Here is a 13,616-nt window from a genome sequence, read left to right as displayed (position 1 = left end):
TTAGCTTCCGATTTCACTCAACAACACAACATTGGCAGGTTTCTCATGAAACACTTTGAAGAGTTTTTGTTCAACCCCAGTAGAGGTTTGAAATAGGCTATGAGCCTGCATGAGCGCGGCACGATATTGCTCTAGCCGCTCTGCTTCACTTGCATCTGGTACGGTGGCATGAAGCTCTTTAATGGCATTTGAGAATTGCTTTAAGATGTGCAAGCGATTCACATTGACCAGTTGTGGATCGTAGTCCAATCCAAAAAACTCAAAGTATTGTTCTGCATCGGTGATTTGATTGAAAGCTTGCAACGTCCCTGTCATGTCAATGACTCCCGGTGGTATACAGGTGGTTTGGCGAAGGGTGGGTGGAACTACACGAGGTCTTTTTCTAAGGCTTTGAGTTGTTGCCTTAATTCAGTCAGAGTGCGAAAAACTGCGTAGGTTTGGGAGGCAACGTCCATTAACTGTTCGTAGTTGGTTGGTAAGCCTTCCGCTAAATCGTGCAGATCCATTTTGAGTTGGCCTGCTTTGCTGTTGAGCTTGCGAATTTGCGTTTTTAGCTCGTCGATGTTGGGTGGAACTTTTGTATCTGTTGTCTGAACCATGATTGAGGAAATGAGAAATGGGTGTGGGCAGACGTGGGAAATGTATGGGAATGGCAATTGAATGGTTAATTCGGACGGGGTGCAGGGGTGGAACCCCTGTCCGGGGGCGCAGTCCCCACGCCCCTGTCCTAATCAGCCCTTCGACTGCTAGAGGAGTTTGGCATGCCAGGTGAACACAAATTGAGTGAGAACCGGATAGTTCCAAACCCCTACTGAGCGGCTATGGGTTGGCAACTTCGGGATACTTGCGGATGTAGTCAATGCCTTTTTGCGCCAGCTTGTCGCCTTCTGCGGCAACTTTTTCGAGCGAGTCAAAGCCAAAGCGTTGAGCGTCGCGCAGGGTGCGGGTGACCACCAGAAGACGACCGCAAAAGACAAGCGCCCAGCCAAAACCTTCATGACTCAGGTCAATGACGACCTGACACAGTTGTCCGGTTTCGGTTTCGATGCAAGAAGCGATCGCCCGATAGAAGGCTAAGATGCGACCTTTGGTGATGGGGTCAACGTCACCTTCTACCGAAATGGCTCGTTTTTCAACTTTGCTAACCACATAGGGTTTGAGCAACAACTCATCCGACCAGTTGCGGTAGGTGCCATAGGCATCGTTGGCACGAATTTGCTGAACGATCGCTTTCAAAAATGGAGATTCTAGAATCGTAGTGGTGGTTTCAGGGGTCGTCGTTGTGGTCATACAGTCACTTCTTCCTCAGCTTCATCTAATTCATCGAAATTGGTCTGTTGTTGTTGCAGGGCTTTCCTTAACCAGGGGGGTGGATTTCCGTTTAAGGTTTGCACCAGCTTGGTGAGAACATCGGTAATTTCTTCGTCCTCCGAACGCGCTTTCACAGGTGTAATTCGTTTCTTAATCAAACGAGCAGCGGCACTTCCTCCAATTGCCGAAACATAGACAATCGTGCAGTCATACAGTGCTTCAATTTTGGGTAAAAGTTTGTCTTCATTGCCGTCTTCTTTCAAGTCGCCATTAAAGACAAGGGTTTCGATAAACGTGTACCCATCTGGCGAAACATCGTAGACATCAATTTTTTTTGCCCAGCCAAAGTGAGCGTTGATGTGAACGCGATCGCTTGTGGTGAAGGCTATTTTCATCAGTGGTTCTCCTCTTGTTCCAGGAACAGGTTGCCAATCTCAAACAAAAGCTGCATGGTGCCCCGATAGCCGACTTTGCTAAACTGACCGTTGCCCAGACGATCAAAGATCGGGAAGCCTTGGCGATATAGGGGAATATGAAGCCGACGGGCGATCGCCGATGCATTGGAATTAGCAATGAGCAAATCAGAGCCGGTTGCCAGTTGTTCGAAATCTTCTAAATCTCCAATCACTACGGTTTCCACAGGCATCCGTTCTAACAACGGCGATTTAGTCGTGGTTACGGCTGCTTGAACCTCGGCTCCCATCAATTGCAGGAAGCTGGTGATTGCCCATAATAAATCTGGCTCTAATGCCAGCGAGATGCGCTTTCGTCCAAAGAAAAAATGCGTATCCAACATGGCATCTTGCAACTGGCGACGTTGCCGACGATATTGATTGGGCACCGGGACGCCGCTCAGATCAAACAGGGCTTGCAAGAACTCGTCTACGGCATCTAATCCCGTCAGATGCGGGAAAACTTCATAGGGAATGTTGAAGCGATCGCTGAGAATTTGAGCCGCACCCCGCATACTTTCTCCCAATGCCAGCGTGAACATGGAGCATCCGATTTCACGCAATTCAGCCAGGGTTGTGCCGCCGCTGGTCGTACTGCTAGGAGAGTCGTCTAAATGCCCATCTAGCGATGTCGATAAATCTGGCACTACAATGGCTTTCAACCCAAAAGCCGCCGTGATCTCTTTGATTTCTTGCACATCACCGGGGGTAAATGCAGAACTGACCAGCAGATTGATCTGATTCATCCGCACTTCACCCGGTTGGGGCAGCGATCGCATCATGCTTTCGACTGCCAGGGCAAACCCATCTTGCAATGCTCCACGAAAATCGGGGGTAGAAACAAAGACAATCGGCATATCAAATAGTTCTGGATGCCGCTTGCGAATGCTGCGCAAGATGCCTTCCATGTCATCGCCACGGGTTTCTGTCAATCCTGTGGTACATAGCCCAATGATTTCAGGCTTAGACTTTTCGACCAGGGTTAAGATCGCTTGCTCGACATTGTCTTCGCCCCCCAGAATGGTGCTGACTTCGGTCATGGCGGTTGTTGAAAGGGGAATTGCTTCGCGAAAATGGCGCACCAGCATCACTTTGGCAAAGGCAGTACATCCTTGTGACCCATGAAACAGGGGCATCATTCCTTTTAACCCCAGGAAGGCGATCGCTGCACCCAGAGGTTGACTCTGCTTCAGCGGATTGACGGCAACGGACTTCTTTGGCGTACTGACAATAGCCATTACACAACCTCCTCATCCCAGGGTGCAGGTTTACGAATTTGTTCCCAAATCGGGCTGTACAGTGCTTCATCTAGCTCTCGTGCCATTTCCACCATGCCAACGTAACCCGCATAGGGATGATGACGTTCTTGATTGATATCGAGGAAGGGAATACGAGCTTTGAGTGCCGTGTATTGATTGCGTCCACCAGCAATCAGCATGTCGGCTTTGGTTTTGGCAATCACCTGCAACAATTCCTGGGCATTGCCTTTTTCCATCATGATGCCGTCTTGACCGAGTAATTCACGAATTCGGGCTTTGTCTTCTTCGGTACTTTTTTTCGTACTGGTGGCAACCACTTCCATGCCCAAATCTTTTGCTGCCGAGATAATCGACCAACTCTTGACCCCACCCGTATAAAGAACGACTCGTTTGCCTTTGAGACGGGCACGGTAGGATGCTAATTGGTTGTCAAGGTTTGCGGTTTCGTCTGCGATCAACTGTTCGACGCGCTGTTGTAAAAGTTCATCGCCTAATTTCGCGGCAATGTTACGTAAACATCGATTAATATCTTCGACCCCATAAAAGGATTCTTCTATGTAAGGAATGTTGTATCGCTCTTCCATTTTTCGCGCGACATTAATCAATGCTTTCGAGCAAATCATGACGTTGAGTTTGGCGCGATGAGCTGTGCAAACTTCTTTGTACTGCGCGTCACCTGTAATCTTTGCTAAAACGCGAATGCCCAGTTTTTTGAACAGTGGTAAGACACCCCACAACTCGCCTGCAATGTTGTATTCGCCAATCAGGTTAATGTCGTAAGCCGTGGTGTATTCGGGTTCAGCCGTGCCAATGACATACTCTAGCAACGACTCACCACCGACACGGTTTCCTAGATTTTTGCTGCCAATGAAACCCGGAGAATTGACCGGGACAACGGGGATGCCCGTTTTCTCGGCTGCCTTCTGGCAAACTGCATCCAGATCATCTCCAATTAATGCCGTGACGCACGTGGAATAGACAAATACGGCGGCGGGTTGGTAGCGTTGCTCGATTTCTAAAATGGCTTTATACAACCGCTTTTCGCCACCAAAGATGACATCGTTTTCAGTTAGGTCAGTTGTAAAGCCCATTTTGTAGAGCTTTGAGCCAGATGATAAGCTGCCGCGCCCCCCCCAAGAGTTGCCCGCACAGGCGATCGGGCCATGCACTAGATGGGCAACATCCGTAATGGGCACCAGGGCAATCATCGAGCCATCAAAAGCACAGCCACCTTGCGCTGCACCGGGTTGAGCCTGTTGAGCGCAGGCTTTATTTTTTTTATCACCGTGCTTGTGGTGGTTGTGCTCGCAACCCGGCTCAGTCAGAAGTTCGTTGATTTTGCCTTGGGTAAGTTTCATGGCAGAAGGAGGATAGGGAGAGTGGGGAGATGGGACGCGAGGGAACGGTTTGAGGTCTAATACCCTTCTAAGACATCGGATGCTGGCTAAATATAGGGTGTGATGTCTTCGCCGGAGAGGTTAGCGAGGTAGGTCAGGGCATGAAAGCGGAGGGTGATGAATTCGTTGTAAAAGGGGTTGAGTTTACACAATGGTGGGATGCGAACAAGGGTGTGTCCAAACAGGGTGATATCTCGTGCAAAGGGGCAGGTGGGTGGAATGAATCGGCAGATGAGGTGGGCAAAGTGGCGATCGCGGATGGGGATGCGATTTAGCCAGCGGCGTAGCGGCGCTAACGGCGTAAAGGGAGAGTGATCTCTTCTGGGAAGAGGAAGTGGGGAGTGGGTGATAGTAGACATGGCATGAGGGAAGGTGGTGTTGGGGGGGTAGAGACGCGATTGATCGCGTCTCTTTCAAGGGTGCTTTTAGGAATTGGGGATTGATGGATCGGATTCGATTTCGTTGGGTTGGGGGGTAACGGGAGGTTCGGTGAGCATGCGTTTAAGCATGTAATCGTAAGCAATCTTGTACAAAAGTAGGAGGCTAAACAGGGGGAGGAGCGAGACAATCATGATGGATTCTCCTAACGGCGCAAGGGCGCGTCTGGGTTGATGATTTGCCATCTCAATCAATAGATGCTGGCAATAGGTTGATGACCTAACCAATCGAAAATATGACTGAGTTGTTCGATGGAAACTAACCCGTATTGCCACAGGATCATATGCAAGGGGGCGATATCTTGTTCTGGATGTTTAAGCGCTACGGCGATCGCCTCGTCTGATACTGCCAATTCAGTTTGTAAGAACTGGATAAATTGGGTATGTCGATGACGTTCCATAGCGCTCTCCTGATGGCTTTTAGAGGATTAATGGGATGAACCTTAGGCTGTTTTGAGCAAGGGAATGGGCACTGTCAAACATGAGATCTTCAATGGGTAACAAGACTGGTATTCAGGTTGGATATCAGTAGAAACGTTTTAGGTCTTACATGTGATATCTATGGGGGATGGGCGATCGTTTTTAAAAGGGCGGCATGGGAGAATACCTTGCGTCATGTTTATAGGTGAATAGTGGGTTTTGCTGTGAGGGCTTGTAGCTGTTGTTCGAGCCGTTCAATGCGATCGATTAACGTACGAATCACAGTTGCTTCTGCGTCGGGCATTTTTCCGTGGTCAAGAGGTGAACTGGGCAGATTAACGCGACAAAGATTACGACCGGGAACTCCTACGGCGGTACAATGAGCAGGAACGTTTCGGAGCACAATCGAACCTGCTCCGACGCGAGCATGATCGCCAATGTCGATATTGCCTAAAATCTTTGCGCCTGCACCGACAACGACATGCTCTCCTAAGGTTGGATGTCGTTTGCCAGTCTCTTTTCCGGTTCCACCCAGGGTTACGCCTTGATAGATCAGGCAATAGTCGCCGACGATCGCTGTCTCTCCAATCACCACCCCCATGCCGTGGTCAATCACCACCCCTTTGCCAATTTGAGCACCGGGATGAATCTCAATCCCTGTAAAAAAACGTCCCACGTGAGAAATCAAACGTGGGAAGAAGGGTACCCGCTGACGATGTAATTCATGGGCAATGCGATGCAAGAACAAGGCATGTAGACCGGGATAGCAACATAGCACCTCCAACCCATTGCGTGCCGCTGGATCACGCTCAAAAATGACGCGAAAGTCAGTTAACAGGACTTGCCAGACTTTCACAAAGAAAGGCTGAGCTGATCTGGATTCAAGTCTCGGTGCTGTTGCGGATCGGTAGCTCTCGGTCTGGCAGGGATGCTCCAGCGTCGGAGAGGAAGGGGGGTGGAGAGAGTGGGGGGTGCAGCGCATTGGAGTTCCGGGAATAAACAATTCATGTCCTGTTCTTCCTGCTTATATCAGGTGTTTCTAAGCAAGAAGGGACAATGAACCCGGATAAGATTTATTGGATTAATTAGAGTTGTACTCAACCCCTGAACGCCCGATTAAATGGAGGATTTAAAAATGTTTCGGGGTAGGGGTTCTAGTATTTTTAATTGAGGGTACAAGTATTTATGGGGTAGGGGAACAGGTATTTTAGTACTCACAGCTAAACCCTTGTCAAACAAGGGTTTGAGGCTGATTTAGACGCACATTTTGTGCTCAATTGATCTGTACTCATCTGCACTCAAAGAGGCGTGTTGCAAGTGGCAGATAAAGGGTTTCTGTATCTGTAGATACGATTCATATCTTATTCCTTTCAATCTAAATCTACAAGTCATGATGTCAGGATTTGTGTCAATTTTCTTTGCGCTATTTAGGGGTCGTTACTGCAACGTGGATTACGCAACTTGTGATCACGCGAAGTCCAGGTTATTGTGTGAGAGCCGCGCGGAGCGCGGCTCTCACACAATAATCGTTACCTACCCAGGCGCGAAGCGCTATATACATACTGTATATATAGATACGAAAAAAAGATGATCCCATATGACCCATGCAAACGGGCGGCTGAGCCACTGGCTCAGCCGCCCGTTTGCATAGACGAGGATCTCGCACACTCAATTCTGTCCTGAAGCCAGGGGAATGATACTTGCCTCAGGGTTTAGGGGTTGTTGAGTCGTTCGAAGGCGATCGCCGCTGCTATGGACTCTGGGAGTTCTGCCAGATCCTCCATGCTGCCCGTCGGGTCTACGGGCGACACAAAGGAGTAGCTGGGGTCACAGATACCCGTATCGTAGACTTGCAACACCCACTTATCCGGTAAGCCTTCGACGCCAATTTCCACCACGTACCAACTGTTTTGCACCAGGCGGGTATCGAGCGTCGCAAACCATTCCCAATCGTCTTCAGGAAGCGCCAGATCGGTCATCAGGAAGTCGAGGGCAATCTGGGCTGCATCAGTCGGGGTCATGACTACCTCCGGTTTGCTCGGAGGTTTGCTCGGACGTATCTTCAGCAACCGTTTGCACCTGGGGGTAAAGACCTAATTCCTTTGCCAGTGCACGGGCAACATGGACGAGAAATTTAGCGGCATCGGGATTATCGTGATGGGCAAAGTAAGCTGAAACCTGCGTCATCGTTTGCACTAACCCAGCATCAAGCAAATCTGAATGCTGATCTAAAACCTCTGGCTCCTGACCGTTGGGGCATTTGAGTAATGCATCGATCAAGTTCATGTAAAGCGTTTGACGGTGTTCTGTCATGGTGGGTTCAACCAAATCTGTTTTGGAAGCTGGAGTTTTTTCAAGTAAAGCTCCAGCTTCCAAAGCGGACGGGGTAGGGCGCACTTGATTAAGTAGATTATTTCTGAACTTCAAGAACAGTAAATAAAGCTACATTTTGATGATTTTGGAAATAAGAAATGATAGTTTAGATACAGAATGAATTTCCGAGGGAAGTTTTGAGGTCATTTTTGGGCATAAACTCTACGGTTTTCATAGATTTTCCTGAAAAATTGCCTCAAAACTTCTTTTTTCTAATCGATTTGAGTACAGGTTTTCACTCAGTCACAAGTGTAACAAAACACTTTACAATCCTTGCAGAGACTGGATTTGACTTGAGTACAGGAATACCTGTTCCCTTTCCCATAAATACTCGTACCCTACTTCAAAAATACTCGTACCTCTATCCCGAAGAAATATTTAAATCCGCTTCATTTCAGGGATTGAAGGTCTGAGTACATTTCTAATTAATCCAATAAATCTTTATCGGCAGTCGGTCATTTTTGCCATTTTGAGACGACTGATATAAATCCCATAACGCCACTCACAAACACTCTTCTAACGCAGAACACAGTTTTAACGTTCTCCACCTGAAGGTTCTTGTGAAGCCTGCGATGTGATAGTGCCCAATCCCCTAGTATGCGACTTGCAGGATTGCGACCATTGATGTCTTTTTCTATCCCTTAAACCGATTCTGTCAGCATTGTCTGAGAATTATGGGTTTCTAACTTACGTAGGTAAGCTGCATCTATATGGTTGCGATCCGCGATCGCTTTCATCCTATCCATCGGTTTTGTGTCAGCCCGTCCTTCCTCACTCTGGAAATTCATTCTAATGACACCACCACCTATTACGGCGACCCCCGATCTGCCTACGACGGACATCTTGATCACAAAAAATACGGTTACAACTACGCAAAAATCAAGTTCCAGTAGTTGTGGTTGTAGTAGCAATACCAGTCCGAAAGTCGAGTTTGACGAACGTCTGCGACAACGTATTGAGAAACATCCGTGTTACAGCGAAGAAGCACATCATCATTACGCTCGGATGCACGTTGCTGTTGCACCGGCGTGTAACATTCAATGTAACTATTGCAATCGCAAATACGACTGTGCCAACGAAAGCCGACCAGGTGTGGTGAGTGAACTATTGACGCCTGAGGAAGCGGCTCACAAAGTGTTAGTGATTGCCGGTAAAATTCCTCAGATGACGGTATTGGGAATTGCTGGACCGGGTGATCCCCTGGCAAATCCAGAGAAAACGTTCCGCACGTTTGAGTTGATTGCGGATAAAGCACCCGATATCAAGTTGTGTCTTTCAACCAACGGCTTGATGCTGCCCGATTACGTCGATCGCATTAAACAACTCAATGTCGATCACGTCACCATTACCATTAATATGGTTGACCCCGAAATCGGCACCCAGATCTATCCTTGGGTTCACTACAGACGCAGACGATATAAAGGTCTAGAGGCTGCCCGCATTCTGCATGAACGGCAGATGGAAGGATTGCAAGCGTTGAAAGAAGCGGATATTCTCTGCAAAGTCAACTCGGTGATGATTCCTGGTATTAACGATCAACATCTGGTAGAAGTCGATCAGGTGATCCGGGAGAAAGGCGCATTCTTGCACAACATCATGCCGCTGATTTCAGCTCCGGAACATGGCACCCACTTTGGCTTGACGGGTCAACGAGGACCGAACCCGAAAGAGCTAAAAGCCCTGCAAGATCAGTGTGCTGATAGCAACATGAAAATGATGCGCCACTGTCGCCAGTGTCGGGCTGATGCGGTTGGACTTTTGGGTGAAGATCGCTCCCAGGAATTCACCAAAGACAAGTTCATGGACATGGCTCCTCAATACGATCTGGAACTGCGTCAGGAAGTTCATGCTGGGATTGAGAAGTTTAAGGAAGAGATTAAACTGGCAAAGGCTAAAGTCAAACCCAGTGAACGGGTGCAAAATAGCCTCAAGATCCTGGTAGCTGTGGCAACCAAGGGCGGCGGACTGGTCAATCAACACTTTGGTCATGCAAAGGAGTTTCAGGTTTTTGAAGTCGATGCTAACGAAGCAAAATTTGTTGGACATCGCAAGATTGATCACTATTGCCAGAGTGGTTATGGCGAAGATGCAACGTTAGAAAACACGATTAAAGCGATCGCCGATTGTAAAGCAATTCTCGTTTCCAAAGTAGGTGAATGTCCCAAAGCCGAGCTACGGGAAGCCGGATTGGAAGTCGTTGAAGCTTACGATGTCATCGAGAAAGTGGCGAGAGAATTCTACGATCGCTACGTCGAAAAACGATAAGCACTCTGTGTTGAGTTTTAAGTCACAGAATTTTCGTAAGTCTTGACCTGAGTCAAACGTAGATTCTTAAAATTTTCAATACTTAAAACTCAACACTGACTTCAGCAATCGTGATGCTTCATCTGGCATTGCCCAATCTCCCTAATTCATAGCGCCGCTTAACCCGCTCTCACCCTACCCGTAGAAGAAACAACCATGAGCGTGATCTATCTCGACAACAATGCTACGACGAAAGTAGACCCAGCCGTTTTAGAGGCGATCCTACCCTATCTCACCGAGTTTTATGGCAATCCGTCTTCCATGCATACCTTTGGTGGACAGGTTGGCAAAGCTATCAAAGAAGCTAGAGAACAGGTTGCTGCTTTGTTTGGGGCAGCTGACGCCTCTGAGGTGATTTTCACGAGCGGTGGCACGGAAGGCAATAACACGGCGATTCGTGCTGCCCTGGCTGCCCAACCCGATCGCCGTCATATTGTCACTACACAGGTTGAACATGCGTGTGTTTTGAATCTGTGCAAACAGTTGGAAAAGCAGGGCTACTCTGTAACCTACCTGTCTGTCGATCGCCAGGGCATGGTGGATCTGATGGAACTGGAAGCCTCGATTACAGGCAATACAGCGCTGGTGACAACGATGTATGCCAATAACGAGACAGGGGTGATTTTCCCGGTGGATGAGATTGGGGCGATCGCCAAAGGACGAGGTGCCACATTCCATGTTGATGCGGTGCAAGTCGCTGGCAAACTGCCGCTAAAGCTGAAAAATAGCCCTGTGGACTTGTTGACCATCTCCGGTCACAAACTTCATGCCCCTAAAGGCATTGGCGCACTGTATGTGCGTAAAGGGTTCCGCTTCCGTCCCTTTTTGATTGGTGGACATCAAGAACGCGGACGTAGAGCAGGCACCGAGAATGTTCCTGGCATCATCGGTCTGGGCAAAGCCGCAGAAATCGCCAACTTTGAAGTGAGTTACATGGGGCGAGAACAACGCTTGCGCGATCGCCTGGAATCAGGCATCCTCTCGACGATTCCCGATACCGTTGTCAACGGACATCCCACCAAACGACTTCCTAATACTACGAATATTGGCTTCAAGTATATCGAAGGCGAAGCAATCCTACTGTCGCTCGATAAGTATGGCATCTGTGCGTCCTCCGGTTCCGCCTGTACATCAGGGTCTTTAGAACCCTCCCATGTTTTGCGAGCAATGGGTTTGCCCTATACCATCCTGCATGGCTCGATTCGCTTCAGCCTATCGCGCTTCACCAGCGAAACCGAAATCGATCGAGTTCTGTCTCTCCTGCCCGACATTGTAGAACGCCTGCGAGCCATCTCGCCCTTCAATAGTGACGAAGCGGAATGGTTACAAGGTCGCGAAGAAGCGGTGGTAGGAGTCAGAGATTAGAGGTTAAGGGTCAGGAAGGTTTTGCATCTGAAAGCTTGAAACAAAACTCCCTCCTCCCCCATCTTCCCCACCTCCCTCCCCTCCCCCATCTTCCCCACCTCCCGTATCTCCTCCATCACCCCCTCACCCTTACTCTGCCAATAACTGCCATGTGGGACTATACCGACAAAGTACTGGATCTGTTTTATAACCCCAAAAACCAAGGGGCGATCGCGAACGAGAATGAATCTGGAATTGCTGTGGTTTATGGCGAAGTCGGTAGCATTGCCTGTGGCGATGCCTTGAGACTTCATCTTAAAATAGATATCGAACAGGATACGATTCTCGATTCGCGGTTTCAAACGTTTGGCTGTACCAGTGCGATCGCGTCTTCGTCTGCGTTGACGGAGTTAATTAAAGGACTGACGTTAGACGCAGCCTTGCAGATCTCAAACCATGATATTGCGGACTATTTAGGCGGATTGCCGGAAGCGAAAATGCACTGTTCGGTTATGGGACAGGAGGCGCTAGAAGCTGCCATTTATAAATATCGCGGCATTGAAGTCGAAGTCCATGAAGAAGATGAAGGGGCGTTGATCTGTACCTGCTATAGCGTTAGTGATACCAAAATCCGTCGCTTTGTCATTGAAAATAATCTAACGACGGCTGAGCAAGTCACTCACTACATCAAAGCTGGTGGCAGTTGTGGATCGTGCCTGGTCGGTATCGAAGATATCATCGCGTCGGTGCAGGCAGAACGAGATGCCATGCCCGCCAAACTAGAAGCAGAACTGTCGAAGGCTCAAGAGCCGGTATCCCAGCGTCCGCTGACGATGGTGCAAAAGATTGCCCTGATTCAGCAAGTGTTATCCGAAGAAGTTCGCCCGGTGCTAATTGCCGATGGGGGTGACGTAGAACTCTACGACGTAGAAGGCGATCGCGTTCTCGTCTCTCTCAAAGGTGCCTGTGGTTCCTGTTCGAGTAGCACTGCCACGTTAAAAGGTGCGATTGAATCACGCTTACGCGAGCGTGTCTCACCCAACTTATTAGTCGAAGCTGTTCAGTAAAACGTATGAACTCTAGAATCTTTCAACGTTTGCCGGGTGAGCGATCGCCTCCGCGATTGTCTCCATTCCCCCTGTGATCAGTTTGTAGCAACCGCCCAGGTAGCTAGGAACGAAGGGTGTGTGGCATAACCCCCAGAGGCTTTACCCCTGCACCCCAATTTCAAAGAACAACAACAAGCCGCTAACAGCGAATAGCCAATAGCGAACCACTAACTTTCACTCACACCCCAAGGAGCTTAATCCCATGACTGACGAAAGCATTAGACAGATTGCATTCTACGGCAAAGGTGGTATTGGTAAGTCCACCACGTCGCAAAACACGATTGCTGGCATGGCTGAACTCGGTCAGCGCGTTATGATCGTCGGCTGTGACCCTAAAGCTGACTCCACTCGATTGATGCTCCACAGCAAAGCCCAAACCACCATTTTGCATCTGGCTGCTGAGCGTGGCGCGGTTGAAGATCTGGAACTTGAAGAAGTGTTGTTGACCGGCTATCGCGATGTTCGTTGCGTTGAGTCCGGTGGTCCTGAACCCGGTGTCGGTTGCGCTGGACGAGGCATCATCACCGCCATCAACTTCCTGGAAGAAAATGGTGCGTACGAAGACCTCGATTTCGTTTCTTACGACGTGTTGGGTGACGTGGTTTGCGGTGGTTTCGCCATGCCCATTCGGGAAGGCAAAGCCCAAGAAATTTACATCGTCACGTCGGGTGAAATGATGGCAATGTATGCTGCCAACAACATCGCACGAGGCGTTCTCAAGTATGCTCACTCTGGCGGTGTGCGTCTGGGTGGCTTGATCTGCAACAGCCGTAAAGTTGACCGAGAACTGGAATTGATTGAAACCCTGGCGAAGCGGCTCAATACTCAAATGATTCACTTCGTTCCTCGCGACAACATCGTTCAACATGCTGAATTGCGACGCATGACGGTGATCGAGTATGCACCCGACAGCAAGCAAGCTGATGAGTACCGCACCCTTGCCGGTAAGATCATCGACAACAAGAATCTGACAATCCCAACCCCCATCTCGATGGATGAATTAGAAGATCTCTTGGTTGAATTCGGCATTCTGGGCGGCGAAGAAGAGTACGAGAGAGCCATCAAAGAAGGTACCAAAGCTCCTGCGGGCGTTGTCTAGAGTCTGCTTTGAAATTTGATTTTCGTGTGCCGAGCGCACGAAAATCAAATTTCTCAAAACGTCTTATTCCCGTTTGTCTTAACCGTTTCCCATCCCAACTCAATTGAGAGG

The 13,616-nt window shown here is 48.9% G+C and carries 16 protein-coding genes; 4 read left to right on the top strand and 12 right to left on the bottom strand.

What is annotated here, in order from left to right:
- The 12 genes from nifW to ACR6Z4_RS05945 form a co-directional block, all read right to left on the bottom strand.
- Complete coding sequence (nifW, locus tag ACR6Z4_RS06000) at window positions 1-315, bottom strand: nitrogenase-stabilizing/protective protein NifW (RefSeq protein ID WP_479716329.1); 315 nt, start codon at window positions 313-315, stop codon at window positions 1-3.
- 50 nt (window positions 316-365) lie between these two features.
- Complete coding sequence (locus ACR6Z4_RS05995; protein WP_479716328.1) at window positions 366-599, bottom strand: CCE_0567 family metalloprotein; 234 nt, start codon at window positions 597-599, stop codon at window positions 366-368.
- A gap of 220 nt (window positions 600-819) precedes the next feature.
- Entirely contained in the window at window positions 820-1,290 is a 471-nt protein-coding gene (locus ACR6Z4_RS05990) for a NifX-associated nitrogen fixation protein (RefSeq protein ID WP_479716327.1), read from the bottom strand.
- Window positions 1,287-1,706, bottom strand: a complete 420-nt coding sequence (nifX, locus tag ACR6Z4_RS05985; protein WP_479716326.1) for a nitrogen fixation protein NifX — start codon at window positions 1,704-1,706, stop codon at window positions 1,287-1,289. Before nifX ends, ACR6Z4_RS05990 begins: the two co-directional genes overlap by 4 nt.
- Window positions 1,706-3,001 (bottom strand): nitrogenase iron-molybdenum cofactor biosynthesis protein NifN, encoded by a 1,296-nt coding sequence (gene nifN / locus ACR6Z4_RS05980; RefSeq protein ID WP_479716325.1) that lies wholly within the window; start codon window positions 2,999-3,001, stop codon window positions 1,706-1,708. Before nifN ends, nifX begins: the two co-directional genes overlap by 1 nt.
- Window positions 3,001-4,380 (bottom strand): nitrogenase iron-molybdenum cofactor biosynthesis protein NifE, encoded by a 1,380-nt coding sequence (gene nifE, locus ACR6Z4_RS05975; RefSeq protein ID WP_479716324.1) that lies wholly within the window; start codon window positions 4,378-4,380, stop codon window positions 3,001-3,003. Before nifE ends, nifN begins: the two co-directional genes overlap by 1 nt.
- 86 nt (window positions 4,381-4,466) lie before the next feature.
- Entirely contained in the window at window positions 4,467-4,778 is a 312-nt protein-coding gene (locus ACR6Z4_RS05970) for a Mo-dependent nitrogenase C-terminal domain-containing protein (protein WP_479716323.1), read from the bottom strand.
- Window positions 4,779-5,047: 269 nt separating this feature from the next.
- Window positions 5,048-5,257, bottom strand: coding sequence for a DUF2949 domain-containing protein (locus tag ACR6Z4_RS05965; protein ID WP_479716322.1), 210 nt, complete (start codon window positions 5,255-5,257; stop codon window positions 5,048-5,050).
- 218 nt (window positions 5,258-5,475) lie between these two features.
- Window positions 5,476-6,258: a serine O-acetyltransferase gene (gene cysE / locus ACR6Z4_RS05960; protein ID WP_479716321.1), complete on the bottom strand. Its 783-nt coding sequence runs from the start codon at window positions 6,256-6,258 to the stop codon at window positions 5,476-5,478.
- Window positions 6,259-6,988: 730 nt separating this feature from the next.
- Window positions 6,989-7,297, bottom strand: coding sequence for a hypothetical protein (locus tag ACR6Z4_RS05955; protein ID WP_479716320.1), 309 nt, complete (start codon window positions 7,295-7,297; stop codon window positions 6,989-6,991).
- A complete protein-coding gene (locus ACR6Z4_RS05950; RefSeq protein ID WP_479716319.1) occupies window positions 7,284-7,589 on the bottom strand; it encodes a hypothetical protein in 306 nt (101 codons plus the stop codon). The genes ACR6Z4_RS05955 and ACR6Z4_RS05950 overlap by 14 nt, the downstream gene beginning before the upstream one ends.
- A 701-nt stretch (window positions 7,590-8,290) precedes the next feature.
- Entirely contained in the window at window positions 8,291-8,437 is a 147-nt protein-coding gene (locus ACR6Z4_RS05945) for a hypothetical protein (RefSeq protein WP_479716318.1), read from the bottom strand.
- Window positions 8,438-8,441: 4 nt separating this feature from the next.
- On the opposite strand from ACR6Z4_RS05945, the gene nifB reads away from it, so the two are divergent.
- The 4 genes from nifB (at window position 8,442) to nifH (ending at window position 13,505) form a co-directional block, all read left to right on the top strand.
- On the top strand, window positions 8,442-9,914 hold the full coding sequence (gene nifB / locus ACR6Z4_RS05940; protein WP_479716317.1) for a nitrogenase cofactor biosynthesis protein NifB: 1,473 nt from the start codon (window positions 8,442-8,444) through the stop codon (window positions 9,912-9,914).
- A 195-nt stretch (window positions 9,915-10,109) separates the two neighbouring features.
- Window positions 10,110-11,318 carry a cysteine desulfurase NifS gene (gene nifS / locus ACR6Z4_RS05935; RefSeq protein ID WP_479716316.1) on the top strand — a complete coding sequence of 403 codons (1,209 nt, stop codon included), beginning with the start codon at window positions 10,110-10,112 and terminating at the stop codon, window positions 11,316-11,318.
- 149 nt (window positions 11,319-11,467) lie between these two features.
- Window positions 11,468-12,364, top strand: coding sequence for a Fe-S cluster assembly protein NifU (nifU, locus tag ACR6Z4_RS05930; protein WP_479716315.1), 897 nt, complete (start codon window positions 11,468-11,470; stop codon window positions 12,362-12,364).
- 244 nt (window positions 12,365-12,608) lie between these two features.
- Window positions 12,609-13,505: a nitrogenase iron protein gene (gene nifH, locus ACR6Z4_RS05925; protein WP_479716314.1), complete on the top strand. Its 897-nt coding sequence runs from the start codon at window positions 12,609-12,611 to the stop codon at window positions 13,503-13,505.
- Window positions 13,506-13,616: the final 111 nt, after the last annotated feature.

Source organism: Calyptranema fuscum S582, assembly GCF_055793305.1.
The sequence above is the reverse complement of the archived record's forward strand: the minus strand, read 5'-3'. Positions and strand labels throughout refer to the sequence as shown.

Coding starts and splice junctions, on each gene's coding strand:
- ACR6Z4_RS05995 (WP_479716328.1), bottom strand. CDS start 599: ATGGTTCAGACAACAGATACAAAAGTTCCACCCAACATCGACGAGCTA.
- nifU (WP_479716315.1), top strand. CDS start 11,468: ATGTGGGACTATACCGACAAAGTACTGGATCTGTTTTATAACCCCAAA.
- ACR6Z4_RS05945 (WP_479716318.1), bottom strand. CDS start 8,437: ATGAATTTCCAGAGTGAGGAAGGACGGGCTGACACAAAACCGATGGAT.
- nifH (WP_479716314.1), top strand. CDS start 12,609: ATGACTGACGAAAGCATTAGACAGATTGCATTCTACGGCAAAGGTGGT.
- ACR6Z4_RS05950 (WP_479716319.1), bottom strand. CDS start 7,589: ATGACAGAACACCGTCAAACGCTTTACATGAACTTGATCGATGCATTA.
- ACR6Z4_RS05965 (WP_479716322.1), bottom strand. CDS start 5,257: ATGGAACGTCATCGACATACCCAATTTATCCAGTTCTTACAAACTGAA.
- nifX (WP_479716326.1), bottom strand. CDS start 1,706: ATGAAAATAGCCTTCACCACAAGCGATCGCGTTCACATCAACGCTCAC.
- nifE (WP_479716324.1), bottom strand. CDS start 4,380: ATGAAACTTACCCAAGGCAAAATCAACGAACTTCTGACTGAGCCGGGT.
- nifB (WP_479716317.1), top strand. CDS start 8,442: ATGACACCACCACCTATTACGGCGACCCCCGATCTGCCTACGACGGAC.
- ACR6Z4_RS05990 (WP_479716327.1), bottom strand. CDS start 1,290: ATGACCACAACGACGACCCCTGAAACCACCACTACGATTCTAGAATCT.
- nifS (WP_479716316.1), top strand. CDS start 10,110: ATGAGCGTGATCTATCTCGACAACAATGCTACGACGAAAGTAGACCCA.
- cysE (WP_479716321.1), bottom strand. CDS start 6,258: ATGCGCTGCACCCCCCACTCTCTCCACCCCCCTTCCTCTCCGACGCTG.
- nifW (WP_479716329.1), bottom strand. CDS start 315: ATGACAGGGACGTTGCAAGCTTTCAATCAAATCACCGATGCAGAACAA.
- ACR6Z4_RS05955 (WP_479716320.1), bottom strand. CDS start 7,297: ATGACCCCGACTGATGCAGCCCAGATTGCCCTCGACTTCCTGATGACC.
- ACR6Z4_RS05970 (WP_479716323.1), bottom strand. CDS start 4,778: ATGTCTACTATCACCCACTCCCCACTTCCTCTTCCCAGAAGAGATCAC.
- nifN (WP_479716325.1), bottom strand. CDS start 3,001: ATGGCTATTGTCAGTACGCCAAAGAAGTCCGTTGCCGTCAATCCGCTG.